Source organism: Microvirga sp. M2, from assembly GCF_047497095.1.
In the GTDB taxonomy this organism is placed as follows: Bacteria; Pseudomonadota; Alphaproteobacteria; order Rhizobiales; family Beijerinckiaceae; genus Microvirga.
The window spans coordinates 64,148-82,308 of sequence record NZ_CP134064.1 but is presented as its reverse complement, the minus strand read 5'-3'; the positions used below and the strand labels follow the sequence as shown (position 1 = coordinate 82,308).

16 protein-coding genes and 1 riboswitch are annotated in these 18,161 nt (G+C 63.7%); of the genes, 8 read left to right on the top strand and 8 right to left on the bottom strand.

Translation table 11 applies throughout. From position 1 onward, the window contains the following. Positions 1-49 precede the first annotated feature (49 nt). The gene (ctaD, locus tag RE429_RS20165) at positions 50-1,666 is read left to right on the top strand and encodes a cytochrome c oxidase subunit I (RefSeq protein ID WP_414475147.1); all 1,617 of its coding nucleotides are present in this window, start codon (positions 50-52) and stop codon (positions 1,664-1,666) included. Positions 1,667-1,782: 116 nt separating this feature from the next. Here the strand turns inward: ctaD and RE429_RS20160 are convergent, their stop codons facing one another. From RE429_RS20160 to RE429_RS20130, 7 genes are read right to left on the bottom strand one after another with little or no spacing between them, the layout of a single operon-like run. Beyond that, positions 1,783-2,778: an FAD:protein FMN transferase gene (locus tag RE429_RS20160; protein WP_414475146.1), complete on the bottom strand. Its 996-nt coding sequence runs from the start codon at positions 2,776-2,778 to the stop codon at positions 1,783-1,785. A 9-nt stretch (positions 2,779-2,787) separates the two neighbouring features. Further along, the gene (locus RE429_RS20155) at positions 2,788-3,369 is read right to left on the bottom strand and encodes a nitrous oxide reductase accessory protein NosL (protein WP_414475145.1); all 582 of its coding nucleotides are present in this window, start codon (positions 3,367-3,369) and stop codon (positions 2,788-2,790) included. Beyond that, positions 3,366-4,196, bottom strand: coding sequence for an ABC transporter permease (locus tag RE429_RS20150; protein WP_414475144.1), 831 nt, complete (start codon positions 4,194-4,196; stop codon positions 3,366-3,368). Before RE429_RS20150 ends, RE429_RS20155 begins: the two co-directional genes overlap by 4 nt. Beyond that, positions 4,193-5,113: an ATP-binding cassette domain-containing protein gene (locus RE429_RS20145; protein WP_414475143.1), complete on the bottom strand. Its 921-nt coding sequence runs from the start codon at positions 5,111-5,113 to the stop codon at positions 4,193-4,195. Before RE429_RS20145 ends, RE429_RS20150 begins: the two co-directional genes overlap by 4 nt. Then, positions 5,110-6,504, bottom strand: a complete 1,395-nt coding sequence (locus RE429_RS20140; RefSeq protein ID WP_414475142.1) for a nitrous oxide reductase family maturation protein NosD — start codon at positions 6,502-6,504, stop codon at positions 5,110-5,112. Before RE429_RS20140 ends, RE429_RS20145 begins: the two co-directional genes overlap by 4 nt. A 4-nt stretch (positions 6,505-6,508) precedes the next feature. Further along, complete coding sequence (gene nosZ / locus RE429_RS20135; RefSeq protein WP_414475141.1) at positions 6,509-8,449, bottom strand: TAT-dependent nitrous-oxide reductase; 1,941 nt, start codon at positions 8,447-8,449, stop codon at positions 6,509-6,511. A gap of 17 nt (positions 8,450-8,466) precedes the next feature. Then, positions 8,467-10,851: a 4Fe-4S binding protein gene (locus RE429_RS20130; protein WP_414475858.1), complete on the bottom strand. Its 2,385-nt coding sequence runs from the start codon at positions 10,849-10,851 to the stop codon at positions 8,467-8,469. A gap of 248 nt (positions 10,852-11,099) precedes the next feature. Between RE429_RS20130 and RE429_RS20125 the strand changes: the two genes are divergently transcribed. Then, a complete protein-coding gene (locus tag RE429_RS20125; RefSeq protein WP_414475140.1) occupies positions 11,100-11,975 on the top strand; it encodes a ferritin-like domain-containing protein in 876 nt (291 codons plus the stop codon). A 173-nt stretch (positions 11,976-12,148) separates the two neighbouring features. Here the strand turns inward: RE429_RS20125 and RE429_RS20120 are convergent, their stop codons facing one another. Beyond that, positions 12,149-12,418: a hypothetical protein gene (locus RE429_RS20120; protein ID WP_414475139.1), complete on the bottom strand. Its 270-nt coding sequence runs from the start codon at positions 12,416-12,418 to the stop codon at positions 12,149-12,151. 208 nt (positions 12,419-12,626) lie between these two features. After that, positions 12,627-12,738: riboswitch (TPP riboswitch) on the top strand. Here RE429_RS20120 and RE429_RS20115 point away from each other — a divergent pair. From RE429_RS20115 to RE429_RS20090, 6 genes are all read left to right on the top strand, one after another. Continuing rightward, positions 12,729-13,337: a YkoF family thiamine/hydroxymethylpyrimidine-binding protein gene (locus tag RE429_RS20115; RefSeq protein WP_414475138.1), complete on the top strand. Its 609-nt coding sequence runs from the start codon at positions 12,729-12,731 to the stop codon at positions 13,335-13,337. (Overlaps the previous riboswitch by 10 nt.) Positions 13,338-13,373: 36 nt before the next feature. Next, positions 13,374-13,958: an ECF transporter S component gene (locus RE429_RS20110; protein WP_414475137.1), complete on the top strand. Its 585-nt coding sequence runs from the start codon at positions 13,374-13,376 to the stop codon at positions 13,956-13,958. Continuing rightward, positions 13,933-15,621: an ABC transporter ATP-binding protein gene (locus RE429_RS20105; protein ID WP_414475136.1), complete on the top strand. Its 1,689-nt coding sequence runs from the start codon at positions 13,933-13,935 to the stop codon at positions 15,619-15,621. The genes RE429_RS20110 and RE429_RS20105 overlap by 26 nt, the downstream gene beginning before the upstream one ends. Further along, entirely contained in the window at positions 15,615-16,361 is a 747-nt protein-coding gene (locus RE429_RS20100; protein WP_414475135.1) for an energy-coupling factor transporter transmembrane component T family protein, read from the top strand. The genes RE429_RS20105 and RE429_RS20100 overlap by 7 nt, the downstream gene beginning before the upstream one ends. Positions 16,362-16,625: 264 nt before the next feature. Next, positions 16,626-17,597 (top strand): MBL fold metallo-hydrolase, encoded by a 972-nt coding sequence (locus tag RE429_RS20095; protein WP_414475134.1) that lies wholly within the window; start codon positions 16,626-16,628, stop codon positions 17,595-17,597. A gap of 21 nt (positions 17,598-17,618) precedes the next feature. Continuing rightward, a complete protein-coding gene (locus RE429_RS20090) occupies positions 17,619-18,074 on the top strand; it encodes a tetratricopeptide repeat protein (RefSeq protein WP_414475133.1) in 456 nt (151 codons plus the stop codon). The last annotated feature ends 87 nt before the right edge of the window (positions 18,075-18,161 follow it).

Below are 18,161 nucleotides of genomic sequence, written 5' to 3'. Positions count from 1 at the left end.
AGGGGCGAAGCATCTCGAATGCAGCTTCGGGGGCGCCAGGAGCTTCATCATGGCTCATACTGCGCATCCCGGCTCCGCCGATCGTAGCGATCACCCGACGTTCTGGCGGCGCTGGTTCTATTCGACGAACCACAAGGACATCGGCACCCTCTACCTCATCTTCGGCTTCACGGCGGGCATCATCGGCGGCCTCCTGTCGATCGCCATGCGCCTGGAACTCCAGGAGCCCGGTCTGCAGTTCTTCTCCAATCCGCAGGCCTTCAACGTCTTCGTGACCGGCCACGGCCTCATCATGGTGTTCTTCGTGATCATGCCCACCCTGATCGGCGGCTTCGGCAACTGGTTCATCCCGCTCATGATCGGCGCGCCCGACATGGCCTTCCCGCGGATGAACAACATCTCCTTCTGGCTCATCGTCGCAGCCTTGGGACTGATGATCCTGTCTCTGTTTTCGGAAGGCGCTCCGGGCTCGCTCGGCTTCGGCGGCGGCTGGACCGCTTACCCGCCGCTTTCGACCATGGGCCATCCCGGCCCGGCATTCGATTTCGGCATCCTGGCCCTGCACCTCGCAGGCGCATCCTCGATCCTCGGTGCGATCAACTTCATCACCACGATCCTCAACATGCGCGCTCCGGGCATGACGCTGCACAGGATGCCGCTCTTCGCCTGGGGCATGCTGGTAACAGCCTTTCTCCTATTGATTACCCTTCCCGTGCTCGCGGGCGCGATCACGATGCTGCTGACCGACCGCAACTTCGGCACGACGTTCTTCGATCCGGCCGGCGGCGGCGATCCGGTGCTCTACCAGCACCTGTTCTGGTTCTTCGGCCACCCCGAAGTGTACATCATGATCCTGCCGGCCTTCGGCATCGTGTCGCACATCATCTCCACCTTCTCGAAGAAGCCGATCTTCGGCTATCTCGGCATGGCCTACGCCATGGTGGCGATCGGCGTCGTCGGCTTCGTCGTGTGGGCGCACCACATGTTCACGGTCGGCCTCTCGCTGCAGACCCAGGCCTATTTCGTGTTCGCCACGATGGTGATCGCGGTGCCCACCGGCGTAAAGATCTTCTCGTGGATCGCCACGATGTGGGGTGGCTCGATCCGCTTCACGGCGGCCATGCAGTGGGCCGTGGGTTTCATCTTCCTGTTCACGGTCGGCGGCGTCACCGGCGTCGTGCTGGCGAACGCGCCTGTCGACCGCTACGTGCACGACACCTACTACGTGGTGGCGCACTTCCACTACGTGCTCTCGCTCGGTTCCGTGTTTGGGATCTTCGCGGGCATCTACTACTGGTTCCCGAAGATCACCGGCTACATTTACTCGGAGCGCATAGCCAAGCTGCACTTCTGGATCGCGTTCATCGGCGCCAACGTGCTGTTCTTCCCGATGCACTTCCTCGGCCTGTCCGGCATGCCGCGCCGCTACGCGGATTATCCGGACGCGTTCGCGGGCTGGAACTTCATTGCCTCGATGGGAGCCTACATTTTCTTCGTCGGCCTGTTCGTCTTCATCGGCGGCGTGGTCGACGCCTTCCGGCGCCAGGAGCGGGCTGCGGACAATCCATGGGGTGAAGGTGCGACGACGCTGGAATGGACCCTGTCCTCTCCGCCGCCCTACCACCAGTTCGAGACCCTGCCCCGCATCGTCGATACGGACCGGTAAGCGCCGGCACCGTATGCGGTGCCGCTTCGCCGAACCATCTGAGGGACACTGAATCGGCTTCGCCGCTGGGAGTTTCAGGCTTGGAGTTTCAGGCTTGGAGTTTCAGGCTTGGACGCTCAGGCTTGGAGCATGACAACCTCGCCCGATGCCGCGAGCAGATGAACCTGCCCTTCACCAAGCCGTTGAATGATGCTCCTGATGCCCTCCGGAGGCAGCAGACTGAACGCGGTCGACAGCGCATCGGCCGTCGTCGCCGTCGGCAGTACGACAGTGACGCTGCGATACAGGTGGGCGGAGGCTCCCGTCCGCGGGTCGAACAGGTGGTTGAAACGGCCGGTCGAATCGAAGTGGAGGCCGTAGCTTCCGGAGGTCGCGACGGCTTGGTCGGCGGCATCCAATGTCACGGCGATTTCCCCGGGTCGATCCGGGTCCGCGATACCGACACGCCAGGGTTCGCCCGACGGGCGGACACCCAATGCCCTGGGCTCGCCCATGTCGACGAGGCTGTTTGCAATCCCGCCTGCGCGCAGGATGTCCACGACCCGGTCGGTCACATAACCCTGGGCGATCCCGTTCAGCGTCAGTCCCATGCCGCGCCGGGCGAAGGCGATCCGGTTCGCATCGAACCTCACCTGGTCGAAGCCGACCCGTCCAAGAGCCTCGCGGAGCGCGGGTTGGGCGGGGCCCTGAAGATCCGCATCGGGATTGGAGAAATGGTCCCGATAAAGCGTCCAGAGAGGCTGGACCGTCGGGTCGAAGGCGCCTTCGGTCAATTCCCACAATCGACGACTCTCGCCGAGGAGCGTGATCAACTCCGCTGGCGGCGCGACCAGGATGCCGTGCCGGTTGAGCGCGACCAGGGCGGAATCCTCCCGGTAGAGGCTGAACACGGCTTCCAGGCGCCGCACCTCCGCGAGTGAGCGCTCGACCAGCCGCTCTGCGACGGCGCGATCGTGGTGATGGACCTGCAGGGTCGCCACGGCGCCCATAGCCTGCCCCCGCCAGGTTACGAGATGGGCTTCGGCTCTGGCGGCACGGCCGAACGGCACGAGTCCTAGGCCTGCCGCGGCCGCCGTGATCCCGATGAAGCGTCTGCGAGAGACGAGGGGCATAGCCGACTCCTAGTGAACGTGACTGTCGCTCAGGAGGGCAGGGGCGCCATGGCGGCCATGATCCTCATCGACGGAACTCGTGGTTTCCGCCGTGGCACCGAGGACATAGTCTTTCGGCACATCGGCGAAGGCCAACACCCGGCCTCCGTTTTCGGATGCAAATTTCTCGGCCACTTCCCTATCGGAGAACGGTACCGCCTCATCGGCGCCCATACCGCCCTTCATCCGGCTTCCGATCACGAAGAAGGCCCTTTGTGCGTCAACCCAGTTCGTTGTCCCGGGCCTCTCCCAGTTGGGGGCCTTGGCCATGTCGGACACATAGATTGCCCGGATATCCTTCGGCTCCTCGGGAAGCATCGTGAAGGAGATTGCGTCCCTTGCCGACGAGAACCAGACGGGATCCTTCTGACCCGCCAGGATGATCTGGCCCTTTGGACCGGTGTGCTCCAGCACGTTCATGCCGCAATAATGGCCGATGGCGGTGGCCGTGAGCTCGTGCGGGGGCGGCGGCGCCTCGGCTGCCTTCCGATCGTTGCAGCCAGCGAGCGCCAGTGCAGCGGCGAAGGCGGCGAAGAGGGTGATCTTTCTCATAGTTCTCTCCGGGAGAAGGCCAGCGCCGCGAGGCCGAGCGGAACGAGGGCCCAGGCGGCCATCGTGGCGAGGAGGACGGATGGGCTCAAACCGGCGCTCTGTGCCACCCCAGCCATGCCGGAGAAGGCGCTGATGCCCGCGGAGCCGGTCAGGTTGAACAGGCGGTAGGCGTCGGCGGGGTTGAGCAGCAGCAGGGCGCTCAGGAGCCCGCCCGAGACGAGTCGGCCCTGGTCGATCACGAGAAGACCGAGGAGAGCCATATCGTAGATCAGGACGAACACGAGCCAAACGCCGATCGCGATGCCGGCTGCGGTGCCGCGCTCGCGCACCAGGGCGCTGACCAGATAGCCGACGGCGATGAAGGCGGCTCCCAGCAGGATCGAGGAGACGACCATGGAGGCAAAGGCCCTCCAGCTTTCCGCGTCGATGACCTCTCCCATGAGGGCCAGGGCACCCACGGCCGCCCCGTAGCCCAGCAACGTCGCGAAGGCCAGGATGGACAGGTGGCCGACGAACTTGCCGAGCAGCACCTGCCAGCGCGCGACCGGGTAGCTCAGGAGAAGCAGCATCGTGCCTCGCTCCATCTCGCCGACGATGGCGTCGTGCGAGATCAGCAGGGCGATCAGTGGCAGCAGGAAGATGGTGAGGCTGGACAGGCTCACGATCACGACGTCGAGAGCCCGTACGCCCACGGTGCCGGTGGGGGCGCTGCCGAGAAAGGTGAGCGATAATGCAAGGCCCGCGAGCAGCAGGGTCGTGGCGAGGACCCAGCGGTTGCGCAGGCCCTCCTGGATCTCCTTGCCGGCGACGATCAGGACGTTTCTCATCGTGCCGCCTCCTGCGACAGGAGGAAATGGGCGTAGAGCTCATCGAGGGTCGGCGGCACCACATCAAGATCCTCGACCGGTGCGCCTTCGTCGGTCGCACGGCGCAGGATCTCGATCTTGGACTCGGGCGCCGCGTCGATCTCGACCATGTGGCCATTGACCCGACGCCAGCCGTCCACTGGACCAAGCCAGTTCGGCACGCTGGCGAGCCCCGCGTCGGTGACCTTCAGGCGGATGCGGGTCGGGAGGCGCGCGATGCGGCGCAACTCGTCGAGCGTGCCGTCGGCGACCTTGATGCCCCGGTTCATGATGATCACGCGCCCGGCGCGCTCCTCCAGCTCCGTCAAGGCGTGCGACGACAGCAGGACCGTCGCGCCACGCCTGCGCAGCTCCTCGACGATCTCATAGAAACTCTGCCTTAGGGCTGGGTCGAGGCCGGTGGTCGGCTCGTCGAGCAAAAGCACACGAGGCTCGCCGAGCAAGGCTTGGGCCAGGCCGAGGCGCTGGCGCATGCCCTTGGAATAGGTGCCGACACGCCGCGCGGCGGCGTGGGCCAAGCCGACGCGTTCAAGGAGCGCCGCGACCGCGTTCTCCGTCTCCCGCTTGAGGCGAGCATAGAATGCCAGAGTCTCGCGGCCCGTCAGAGCCGCGTTGAACGAGACGTTCTCGGGCAGATAGCCCAGTCGCCGCCGAGCCTCGAATTCTCCCGCGGCCGGATCGTCGCCGAGAACGGTGATGCTGCCCCCGGTCGGCCGGATGAGACCAAGCATGAGCTTCATCAAGGTGGTTTTTCCGGCGCCGTTGTGGCCGACGAGCGCGACCGTCTCGCCTTCCGGCAGATGAAACGAGACGTTCCGGACAGCCTCGACTTTGCCGAAGCTCTTGACAACGTTGCAGATCTCCACGGTCCCGGTCATGGCCGGCCTCCTTCCGCGCCTGCCTTGGGTCGCGGGGGCGGAGCCATGAGGGGTCGGCTATCGACCACACCACCCGGCAGCAGGGCCGGGAACTGCGCCTGTGCCCAGCGGATCACCTGCACGGCAGGACTGTTCATCAGCACCTTGGCTTGCGGCGCGCTCCAGAGCACTTTGTCGACGAGGTCGTTCGGGCGGTAGACGCTGTCACCGATCCCGTCGCCGTTCAGGTCAAAGGCCGGGTTGTCGCTCCAGTAATTGCCGCGTCCGTCTTTCGACCAGTCGAGATAGCGGGTGCTGACGTACTTCACCTGGTTGCGGTTCCGAATGAAGGCGTTGCCGACCATCTCGTTGCGTTCGGAGCCCGCAGTGAAGTGAATGCCGATCTCGCAGCCCTCGAACCAGTTGTCGCGGAAGCGATTCTGGTTGGCGTTGTAGATGAACACGCATTTGGTCGGGCCGGGGCGCGCTCCGCCGGCCTGATCGGCGGAGACTTCCTCCTGGGTTGGCACGGCGTGCTCCTTGTCGTCCTTGGCTCGCGTGCCGGCCATCGTCCAGCGCTCGGCGGGCTGGAGACGACCCATGACCGTATTCCCGGTGATCTGCGATTGATTGGCGTAGTTGAACAGGAAACCGTGGTCGCGGTCGCCGTCCGAGACGTTTCCGCCGATCCTGAGCCGGTGCGAGAACATGATCGCATACCCGACGGCGTTGTTGAGCGACACGTTGCCGGTAATCTCGCTGTCATTGGTGTACATGTAGTGGATGGCAAACCGCAGGTCGCGAAAGCGGTTGCCTGAGAAGACGTTGCGCTTGCTGGTAATCACGAAGACGCCGTCACGCCCGAAGCGAACGTCATTGTCGAGCACCTTCGCGCCCGGAGCGTTCCAGACGGAGATGCCGTTTCCTGCCTCGTTGATGCGGCCTTCCTCAATGCCAATGATCGTATTTCCGCGCGCGACGGCGTCCTCCGCACCATGCAAGTAGACACCGTAGAGATTGCCTTCGATCCGATTGCCTTCGACCAGGGCGCCCTTTGCGCTCTGTTCGACGAACACGCCTGAATCCATCTTCTCCAGGTCCTTGCCCGATCCGCGGATCGTCAGCCCTCGAACGGCGGCTCCCGGTGCGGCGAGCGTGACGACGCTCCCGGTCCCGGATCCGACGAGAACCGCACCGGGCTCCCCTTCGACCGCTATCTTGCGCGTGATCATGAGCGGTCCGCGGTACTGGCCCGTCTTGAGGACGACGATATCGCCGTCGGCGGCACGGTCGACAGCCGCCTGAGGCGCATCTCCGGGGGAGATCGAGATCCGCTCCGCCAAGGCAGGCATGGCGAGGCTGGCGGTGAAGACCGCCAACCCCAGGTGTACGATGGCGCGAACGCGTGCCATGGGGTCAGGTGGCCTGCGGCTCGACGAGCATGCGGCCCTTCATCTCCATATGCATCGCATGGCAGAACCACGAGCAGTAGTACCAATAGACGCCCGGTTTCGAGGCCGTGAAGGTCACGGATGCCGTCGCCTGCGGCGCAACCTCCATATTGATACCGTAGTTGATGATGGAGAAGCCGTGCGTCAGGTCCTCCACGTCATCGATGTTGGTGACATGAACCGTGACTTCGTCACCCTGCTTGACCTGGAAGCTCTCCAGCCCGAAGGCCGGCGCGGCCGAGGTCATGTAGACCCGCACCTTGCCGCCATCGCGGATCACCTTGGAATCCACCATGAGATCCACGCCGTCCGCCGTGGCCTGTCGCACCGCGTCAGCGAAGAACGGATCGTCGCGCTTCCAGACGTGCAGCGGGTCGATCTTCGAGCGGTGCACGATGGTTGCGTCATGCGGTTCCGCAAAGCTCGGGCCGTCGTGGACGAGCACCATCCTGTCGCCGGAGATGTCGATGAGCTGATCGTTCTCGGGCTTGAGCGGGCCAACGTTGAGGTAGCGGTCCTTCGAGAATTTGTTCAGCGATATCAGCCATTTGCCATCGGCTTCCTTCGTCTGGCCCATGGACGTGTGGTTGTGGCCCGGCTGGTAATGCACGTCGAGCTTCTGGATGACGGGATTGACCTTCTCGCCGTTGAACGCGCGCTTGGCCAGATCGATGTTCCACTTCACGATCTGGCTGTCGAGGAACAGCGTCGTGTACGCGTTGCCCTTGCCGTCATAGGCCGTGTGCAGCGGACCAAGACCGATTTCCGGCTCGGCGACGACCACGTCGCGCGGCTGGATCTTGTCGTCGAACAGGTCGTCGAGCTTGCGCGCGTCGAAGACGGTCACGGTCGGCGACAGCTTGCCATTGGCGACGAAGTGGATGCCGTCCGGCGCCGTATTGATGCCGTGCGGGCTGTTCGGGACAGGAATGTAGCGGGTAAAGGGCGAGCCGTGGCGGCCGTCGACGACAGGCACGCCGCCGATCATCTCGGCCTTGCCGGCCTTCACCGCCTCCTCGATCCGCTTGAGATTGAAGACGACGACCCAGTCCTGCTCCTTGGCCATCATCTCGGCCAGCGTCACGCCTTCTTCCGAATTGTAGCAGGTCGCCCAAGCGTACTTGCCCTGGTAGTCGGCATCGACGTTGTCGAGGTTGCCGTCAACCCGCACCTGCCAGGCCACCTTCATGGTGTCGCCGTCGACGGCGGTAAAGATCGCCGAATATTGCTTCGGGTCGTCCAGCACCTTGCCGTCGTTCGGGATCGGCACCCGATCCTCGCCATTGCAGAACACGTAGCCGGTGCGCGGATATTTCTGCACGCGGAGGCCATGCACCGTGTGCTGGTTCGGGAGCTGGACGATCTTGTCGCACTTCATCACATCGAGGCGGATGCGGCAGACGCGGGTATTCGCCTTGTCGTTGGCGAAGAGGTAGCGCCCGTCGTAGCTCCCGTCCGTGAACGAGAGGTGCGGGTGGTGCAGGTCGCCGTTCTGGTACGTGCCGCCCTTGTCCTTCAGGAACTCGACCGTCTCCGGAAGGAGCCCCTCGGTCAGGATCTTGCGGCTCTCGTTGGTCAGGCCCCAGCCGGTGGCGCTGTCGCGGTTGAACACCGGGACACGCATCAGTTCGCGCATCGAGGGAAGGCCGACGATGCGAACCTCTCCGGTCTGACCGCTGGAGAAAAAGACGTAGTATTCGTCGAGTTCGCCTGGCTTGACCTCGGTCTTGTTGGCTGCCCCAGGCCGCGCGGACGACGCGGTCTGCGCCTCGGCTGGCGTGATGACGCCCGGGTTCTTCAGGGAGACGCCTCCGGCAACTCCTGCTGCGCCGGCGGCTGCGGCTGCGGCGGTCGTCCCTAGCACCTGACGCCGGCTGAGACCGTTTTTCGTTTCTTCCTGTGACACGTGAGCCTCCTTCTTGCTCATGAAGCGGTGGTCTGGGCTTCGGACTCGGTCGGCCCGTCGGCGGGCGTCCGGGCGACCTTGCCCTTGTGCGTGATGACGGGTTTAGCAGGCCCCTGGCCGCCGTCTTTGATCCCGCGCATGGAAGGAGACGAAAGTGCTTCGCGCTTTTCGCGCTTGAGACGGACCTGGATCATGTGCGGGCAGCGCTGGTCGTCGTGGTACAGTTCCTGGCAGTGCATGCAGTAGATGCACTCGTTGACGTTGATGAAGCCTTCCGGGTGGATCGACTGGACCGGGCACTCCTTGGCGCAGCGCTGGCAGGGGGAGCCGCATTCGGGCCAGCGCTTGAGCCATTCGAACATGCGGATCTTGCCGGGTATCGCCAGCGCCGCGCCTAGCGGACAGAGATAGCGGCAGAAGAAGCGCTCGATGAAGAGTCCAATGGACAGCAGCGTGATGGCATAGATCACGAATGGCCAGTCGCGCACGAACTTCAGGATGATGGATGTCTTGAACGGCTCGACCTCGGCGAAGACCTCGGCCAGGGCGACGTTGTAGAGGGAGAGGCCGAACAGGCCGAGGAAGATGACGTATTTGATCGGCCACAGGCGTTCGTGCAGACCCCAGGGAACCGTGATCTGCGGTACCTTCAGCCATTGGGCGATGGTGTTGGTGAGCTCCTGCAGGGCCCCGAAGGGGCAGAGCCAGCCGCAGAACGGGCCGCGTCCCCAGAACAGCAGCGCCGCCGCGATGGCGGCCCATAGGATGAAGATCAGCGGCGCCGTCAGGAAGAACTCCCAGTTGAAGCCGGTGATCAGGGAATTGGTGAAGGTCAGGACGTTGACGACCGAAAGCTGCGCGTTGGCGTACCAGCCGAGCCAGACGAGGGTAAACGTCAGATAGGCGCGGCGGACCCAGACATAGACCTTCGGACGGCGCACCAGATTGTCCTGGAAGAAGAAGATTGCGGTGAGCACCAGGAGCGCCAGGGCGGCGATGCCGATGGAGACGGTGTCGGTCCTCCAGATCTTGAGCCAGAGCGGGTCTTCCAGCCCGGCGGCCGCCAGCGTGTCCGCATGGGTGTGGGATGTTTCGACCGGTAGGGCCGGAGCTGTATTCTGACTTTTGGCCTGAACTTCCTGCCGAGAGTGGATTCGAGAGGGGGCTGCCGGGGGCACGGTGGGCTGCTCGATCCGCAGGTACTGTTCGGGCAACGTGTATTCGAGAGTGTCGTTCAGGAAGGCCTTGTCGCGCGCGCCGACATTCCTCTGGACGAGCAATTGCAGTTGCCAGGGCTCCGTCAGGTCGAGCTTGAAGTCTTCGGGCACCACGAACAGCGCAATCTCGCGCAGGTCTGGCGCGCCAGCGGCGGCGAGCGCTCCGAGACGCGTATGGTTGCGGTCGCGGAAGCGGGTGCTCTGCCCCTCCTGAAGCAGTTCGATGCGGTCGAAGATCCCGCCGCGGACATAGCCGGAGCCCTTGAACGAGTACGCTCCGTCGCCGGCCACCACGATGGCCTGCTGGTCGGGCTTGAGTCGTGCCTTGAGCTGGTCGTAGCCGGCATCCCCGAGCAGGCTGCGCCCGATGGTGGGCACGCTCACCGGTGCGAGATACAGATCGATGAACGTGTCGGACGGATCGTTGGTTTCGGCATTGCTGGCCGCTTCCTGGTTGCCCGCCTTGGCATAGGCCTCGTTGATCTCGCCGACGGTGAGCGACAGGCGGCGGACCGAGCCGTCTCCGAGAAGGGTCTGCCAATCGCGGACCTCGCTCTTTGACATGTCCAATGTTTTCACGGCTGCGGGAGCCGGTGCGCTCGCTCCTGCCGCCTGTCCGCCTCCACCGAGGCGGCCGCCGCGGATGAGCCGCACGGCGGAGCGCACGACGCTGTCGCCCATCACGAGCACCGTCACGGTGGCGCCGCTGACGATGTCGACCTGAGGCGGACGCTCCGCGCCGGACGCGACCGGTTTCATGTCCTTGCCGATGAGAGAGTTCACGGCAGCAACGATGCGGCGTTCAGGGATCCCGACGAGAACAATGGGTTCCTTGTGGTCGACGAGCTTGATCCCGGTGATGACGCCGTTCGGATCGATGCCGACCAGGAGATTGATGGGTTTGCCGGAATAGCCGGCCGCGCTGGTGACGTCGGAATTCAGATAGACGTAGCCGACCAGGCGATCACCCTGGTAGGCGGGAAGAAGGGGCGGGTCACCTTGAGGTCGTCCGAACCGGTCGGCGTCCGGGAAGAAGTCGGCGGGCTGCGCCTTCGGCAGGTATTCTCCCACCCGGCTCGCCGCCGCGGCCGGGTGTGGTAACGAAAGGAACAGCAGGCTCAGAACCGCCGCTGCCCAGGTCGCCCGGAGCCCAGTGATGAAGAAGGATCGGATCGGGCAATGCACTCGTTCCAACAGGGGACCGTCCAGAATCAGATGATTTTCCTGAACAGAGAACGAAAACGGTGCCGGGGGAAAAGATTCCGCGACGCGCCGTCTGTCATCTGTGGCTGTTGAAGAGGAGAGCGATCAACAGGCCCACGCCTTTATGGAATAAGTCAGGAGGACGTTCGTTGATCTGACGCAAATTGACGAAACTTGGCTCCTCTTGTCAACATCGGTGCAGTCTTGCATGCATCATGGAGAGGGCTGCAATGCCGCTTCTGAAGGCCGAACCGGCGGGATCGGTAAAATCCCTGGAGGAATTATTCGCCATCGCGGCCGCCATGGAGCGTGAGGCGGCCGAGCGCTATGGAGAGATTGCAGGGCGAATGCGCCGGGAGGGCAATTCTGCGCTGGCCGAGGTGTTCGAGCGTCTGTCTGCCGACGAGAAGGGGCATCTCGCGGGTGTCGTGCATTGGTCGCAGGAGACGAAGGGGCAGGCTCCCGATCCGGCTCGTATCCGCTGGGAACTGCCGGAGACTTTCGATGACGAAGGCGCGGCAACGACCGACCCTCAGTTGCTGAGCGTCTATCGGGCGCTCTCGATGGCGGTGCGCAATGAGGAACGTGCCTTTGCATTCTGGAGCTATGTTGCCGCCCGCGCGGAATCGCCCGAGATTCGAGAGGCGGCGGAAACCATGGCTCATGAGGAGTTGGGGCATGTGTCGATCCTGCGACGGGAGCGGCGGAATGCCTTCCATGCCGAACGCAGGCGCCCGGATACGGCTCGGGACGATGGACCGGTCAGTTTCGCGGATCTGGAGCGTCGTCTTGCCGAACTGCTCGATCCTCTCGTGGCGAGGGCGGGGCCTCGGGATAGCGGGCGTCTCGCGGTCTTTGCCGACGAAGCAAGGCGTTACGCGCAGGAGCTTGATCGATCCCCCATCGCTCTGCCGGAAGGGATGCCCCGAGGTACCCCTCCGGACGATCCGGTGACCCTTGCCGAGTTCCTCACCGACCTCTATCTCGAAGCCGGCGATATCCTGCGGGACGAGGTGGCACTCGAGCAGGTGCAGGCGCTCGCCGGGAGCGCCATTGCCCGACTCGCCTGGCTGCGGGCCGATTTGCCGGAGCTGAAGAAAACCTGACGTGTGAGGCGCCGGGCGTCAGGGCTTGATCGTGATGGTTCCTTCGAGGATCGCCTTCTCGAAGTCGTCGACGAGGATCTCGACTTTGATCGTCCGAAGCCCGGGCATCGGCAGGACGAGGGCATCGACATCCCACCCGTCTCGGTCCGCCTATCGGGCGCGCCGTTCGAGCGTCACCTCCTTGGGGACACCGGCTCGGCACGTCCGGACGCGACCACGATTCCGGCCCGTGCCATGCCGACGCGGCCGGGCAGCAGAGCCAGCAGCAGAGTCGGCGGCAGGGTTAGCAGCAGAGTCACTTGCGCCATGAGGTTCGGCGTGTGCAGATGAACGCTGGCTGCAGCGGCGGCGTCCGCCACAGGGGCGAGCGCCCGCGGAGGAGGAGTGAAGCACCATTGGCGCACGAGCGCCAGGAGGACCGTGACAAGCGCGAGCTCAGCCACGACGGAACGGATCGCCCACTTTGCGCGGTCGGGACCGATCCGAGGAGATTGGGAGCGGTCTGAAAGCGGGCACGATCTACGGTGAGAATGCAGTCTCTCGGAACCGATCTTACACATCGTCAGACAGGCAGGGCAGGGATCATGCCGGCCTCGTCGGACAGGCATGTCGGCAGAGGTTGCGCTGGTGCCTCGATCAGTGCTAGAAACTCTCCATCGACAGGGGTGCTCCGTTATGCCGGGGCTGAGATGACGGTGCGAAATCGTCGAACCCTCAAGCTGATCTGGATAATACCAGCGGAGCGAGACGACGATGTTTTCCGGCGCACAGATATCCCTTTATCCCATGACCGACGATTTCGTCGCTGTCATTCTCGAAGCCATCGCGGCGCTTGATCCCTACCGGCCAAGTTTTCGGATCGAGACCGACGATCTCTCGACGCTTCTCGTCGGCCCGCCCGATCAGCTTTTCTCGGCCATGCGCGACCTCTTCGTCTCGGCGGCAGGCCATGGCGTGCATTGCGTTCTGGCTGCCACCGTCTCGCGCGGGTGCCCGGGTGAACCGGACGATCCGATCTGCACGCCAATAAGCGACTCGCGCTACGGCCGACCTCTCGATGAGCGGATCGTGTCAGCTCTCCGACAGGTCGAGGCGGCGCCTAAGACGGGTCAAGTCGTGGCAGCCCAGTTCTCGCTGTATCCGCTCGGCAGCGGCCACCACATGGACGAGATCTACGGCTGCATCGACTTTCTTAAGAGCTCCGGCGTCTTCGAACGGTCGAAGAACTTCTGCACCAAGCTGCGTGGCGATGCGGGCGCAGTCTTCGCGACGCTGGGCGAGGCCTTTCTGCGCTTTGGCGCGCCGCAGGGACATGTCGCCCTCGACCTCAAGGTTTCGGCGAACAGTCCCTCTGCCGTTTAGGCAATCATCCAACAACTCCAGATCACGGAGACAATCATGTCCGGTATGCGAGGTTGGACGCTGAGGGAGACCCTTATCGTCACCGTTCTCGGAGCGGTTTTTGCCGTCCTCTATCTTGGTTGGGTGCAGGTCTGGCTCATCGCCCAGGCGGTCTTCGGCCCAGTGACGATGGATGTGGTGATGGGCTTCTGGTTCATCGCCTCCATCGTGGCCGCCGCGATCATCCGCAAACCAGGCGTCGCCTTCGCGGCGGAGGTACTGACCGCAGCGGTGCAGATTCTCCTCGGCAGCCCCGCAGGCTTGTTACTGCTGGTGACGGGTGCGGTCCAGGGTGCCGGCGCAGAGGCTGTCTTCGCCGCAACCCGGTGGCGTAACTACTCATTGCCGGTGTTGATGGCGGCAGGCGTCGGCGCCGCAATTTTCTCCTTCATCTACACCTGGATCCGCTTCGATTACGGGGCTCTCCAGCCCGGCATCCTGGTTGCCATGTTCATCTTGCGCTGCCTGAGCGGCGCGCTTTTGGGCGGGTGGCTCGGACACGTCATCGTGGAAGCGCTCTACAGGACCGGGGCCCTTGCCGGTCTGGCCATCGATCATGAGAAGCGATCCGCAATCGTCTAGAGCCGGTTTCGCAGCCGAATGGCGTGAGGTGACGGTCCAGTATCCTTTCGCCGACCGGCAGGCGGTCGGGCCGATCAGCCTCGGAGTCCGGCAGGGCGAGCGCGTTCTCCTTCTCGGTCCTTCGGGCTCGGGCAAGTCGACGCTCCTGCTGACACTGACCGGCCTCGTGCCCAATAGCATTCCCGCGACCGTCAGCGGAGATGCCTGCCTTTACGGGGCGAATGTCGCGACAAGACAGCCCTGGGCCTGGGCGACGCAGGTGGCGCAGTACTTTCAGGACGCGGACCAGACGCTCTGCGGGATGCGGGTCGAGGATGAGATCGCCTTTGCCCTGGAGAACCGCGCCCTGCCGCCCCTATGCATCGCGGAACGCGTCACGGCGGCAATGCGTCGGGTCGGAGTGCCGGAGAGCTGGCGCGATCGCCCATCGTCGACTCTATCGGGGGGCGAGCGGCAACTCGTCGCCCTGGCCGCAACGCTTGTGCAGAATGCCCCCCTGTTCGTGGCTGACGAGCCGACGGCGCATCTTGCGCCGCAGGCAGCGGACCGCCTTCACGCCCTGCTGACCCGGCATGACTCGTCTCGCAGCGTTCTCATTGTCGATCACCGGCTGGAGGGTCTGATCCGGCAGATTGACCGGATGGTCGTCCTCGGCAGAGACGGCACAATCATGGCCGATGGCCATCCGCGGACCATCTTCCGCACCAAGCGTGACCTTCTGACGACGGAAGGCATCTGGTGCCCGGCGGCGAGTGCCCTCGACGCGCGCTTGGAAGAGGCGGGTATTGCGCCTCCAATGGCGCCGCTCTCCGTCGACGAGGCCCTGGCGCATGTCGATCCTGTAACGGCCCCTCGCGAGCATATCGAAAAAGCCCTTCCGGCCGTCGAGGCTTTCGTGGCCGAGTACACAAAGCGCAGCTTCCAGACCGCGCCGGGCGCTCCTGTTGTGGCGCGGCTCGCGAATGCCGATTGCGCACCGTTCCTTGGCGCACCGGTCCTGCGCAACATCGATCTGGCCATCCATGAAGGCGAGGTTCTCGGCCTTCTCGGGGCGAATGGTGCGGGCAAGTCGACGCTCGGTCTGTGCCTGTCCGGTCTCCTCCCGTTGAAGGCAGGGGACAGGACCGGCGCACAAGGCGGCTATGCATTCCAGAGGCCGGAGAACCAGTTCACCGCGGGTACCGTCCGCGGCGAGATCCTGGATGCACTTCCCAAGCCTATGGCTGGGAATGTCAAGGCCGAACGTGTGGCGGGTGCCTTGGCCGCGTGGGAGCTTTCCGGACTCGAGAACCGCCATCCCCTCGAGTTGTCACAAGGTCAGAAGCGAAGATTGGCCCTTGCGGCCCTTACCGCTTCGGACCGCTGGCCGCTGCTCGTCCTGGATGAGCCGACGGCAGGACTCGATGCCCGTGGCGTCTCCATGCTCATAAGCGAGATCCTGACATTGCAAGGGAAGGGGCACGCCATCGCCGTCATCACCCACGACATGGACTTCGCCCTGCGTCTTTGCCCCCGTTCAATCATCGTCGGTGAAGGCGGTATTCTTGCGGATGGTCCGACGCAGGCGCTGATGGGAGACACGACCCTCCTCGAGCGCGCCGGACTGGCGGAGCCATCCTGCGCGGGAGCCTTGCACTGGCTGCGGCGGGTTGCGTCATGCTGAAGGCTCTCAACCCGATCAGCAAGCTCATCGTCTGCATCCTCGGGCTGGTGGCGTCCGTCCTCGTCTTCGATGCGCGCTTTCAGATCGCCCTGATCGTCCTGACAGGCTTGTCGCTCCTCGTCCTCAATCGTACGTCGCCGCTGCTTCTTCTGGCGCTGATGGTGCCGTTCTGCCTGTTCGGATTCGGATTTCTGACCACCAGCCTGCTCTTTCGGCAGGACAGCGATTTCGCCGCGCGCATGGCCGGCGAAGCCCTCCTGGATTCTCCGGCGTTCTCGGCAGGGCTCACCTTGTTCTTTCGCGCCATCGCCTGCGGGATGATCTCGGTCTTCTTCGCCCTGACCACCGATCCCGGCTCCCTGGTGCGCGCGTTGATGGTTCATGCCCGATTGTCGCCCCGGATCGGCTATTCCCTTTTTGCGGCGATGTTGCTTGTTCCGGATCTGGCCTCGGAAGCGCAGCAGATGCGGATCGCCCGCGCCATGAAAACGGGACGCCGCATCCGGCGGCTGCCGGGACCGGGAGAAATCATGTCTCTCGTGATCCCACTGCTTGCCTTTGCGATCCGCCGCGCCGGGCGCACCGCGGTCGCGCTGGAAGCACGCGGCCTCTCGCCCGATGGACCACGGACAGTCCTGAACGCGCCAGGCTTCAAGAAATCTGACGCCGTCTTCATGATTGCGGCCATCATCGCAATCAATCTGTGCGGCGCCGCGGCTTTCTCTGGCGCATGGTGCTGACCCGGCGGGCCGTGCGAGCGAAAATTGGACCCGGTTCTCCGCTCGCAACATTGCTCGATCCTGTCCGGACTTGCACGAGAGGCCTGGAACCGGACGTGAAAGGACCCCAGACCCGGGACCCGAAGGGTACCTTAGGTCGTCCATGCGGTTGCGGTCGCCGTCTCGGGAATAAATCTGCCATCGCCATAGTCTTGCTGGCAGGGGGCTGTGACAGGACCCGTTGTCCGCACAGCTCCCCGATCCCTCGATTGACGGAGAACTGGGATGTTGAATCTGTCACGCCGAGGCGTCCTGGTAAGCGCCGCCATGGCAGCGGCTTTCGGGCTGCCCAATCCCATGGCCATGATTGCCGACGCATATGCAGAGACGCCTGTCGAGCCAACGATAGGCTTTTACAAGTACAAGGTCGGGTCGATTGAAGCGACCGCCGTCTATGACGGCATCTGGCGCAAGCCCCACGATCCAGCCTTCATCAAGAATGCGACTGTCGACCAGACGAAGGCAGCGCTCGCCAAGGCCGGGCTGACGATCGACTTCATGCCGATTCCACTCACGGTTCTGGTCCTGAAGATCGGCGACAGATATATTATGATCGATGCTGGGTCCGGTGTCGGTCAATGGCAGGCTAATGCGACCCATTTGCCTGCCAACATGCAGGCTGCCGGGATCGATCGAAGAAAGATCGGAACGATCCTGATCTCTCACTTCCATCCCGACCATGTGTGGGGCTTGATGGAGAAAGGCACGAACGCCGCGGTCTTCCCTGAAGCCGAGCTGGTGGTGAATAGCGTCGAGTACCGATTCTGGACGGAACAGGGCATCGTCGAGAGACTTCCGGAGGGCCGCCGTCAAGCCGGCAAGCGCATTGCCGATGTCTTCCCGACCTGGAAGAACTGGAGGTTCGTCGAGAGCGGCGCCGAGGTCGCGCCCGGCATTCGGATCCTTGAAGCCTTCGGACATACGCCCGGCCACTCCGTCTTCCTGGTGACGTCAGGCAGCGATCAGTTGATGGTGTCGAACGACACCATGTATGTCCCGGCTCTTCTCGCGCCCCATCCAGAATGGCAGGGCAGCTACGATCAGGACGGATCGATGGCGGTCGCAACCCGCCGCAAGATCATCGACCGCGTGATCGCGGACCGGATGATGATCTGTGGCGCCCACTTCCCATTCCCCGGGATCGGAACGTTCGTGAAAGACGGCAATGCCTACGCCTTCACGCCCTTGGAGATTTAACCCGTCAAGCGAGAAAAGACCATGTTGAAGAAATCCTCACTCTATTCCGTGGCCCTCTTGGGGATGCTGGCGGTCACGCCTGTCCTGACGAGCGGTGCAGCCCTTGCAGTCGATGATGACACGTCGACCGGCTCGGTCGATCTGACCGCCGTGCGAAACAAGATCAAGGCGGAAAACTATGCCGCGGCGCTGGAAGAACTCCGAGGTCTGGCCGAAGACACGCAGCAGGCGGACATCTACAACCTGATGGGATATACGCTTCGGAAGACAGGCGACTATCAGACATCGCTGACCTACTACAACAAGGCTCTTCAGCTCCAGCCCGATTACAAGGCGGCCCGAGAGTACCTGGGAGAACTCTATGTCGAGACGGGTCATATCGACAAAGCCAAGGAACAGCTCGCCGCGTTGGCCAAGCTCTGCCCGGGTGGCTGCGAGGAGCGCGAAGACCTGGAGAAAGCGCTAGACGGAAAATAGCCGCCTGATCCTAATCCTGATCCTATTCGGTGAGCGATGATATCGCTCACCTCTTTCCTCTGCGGTCCGCAGCGGGAGATCGCAACG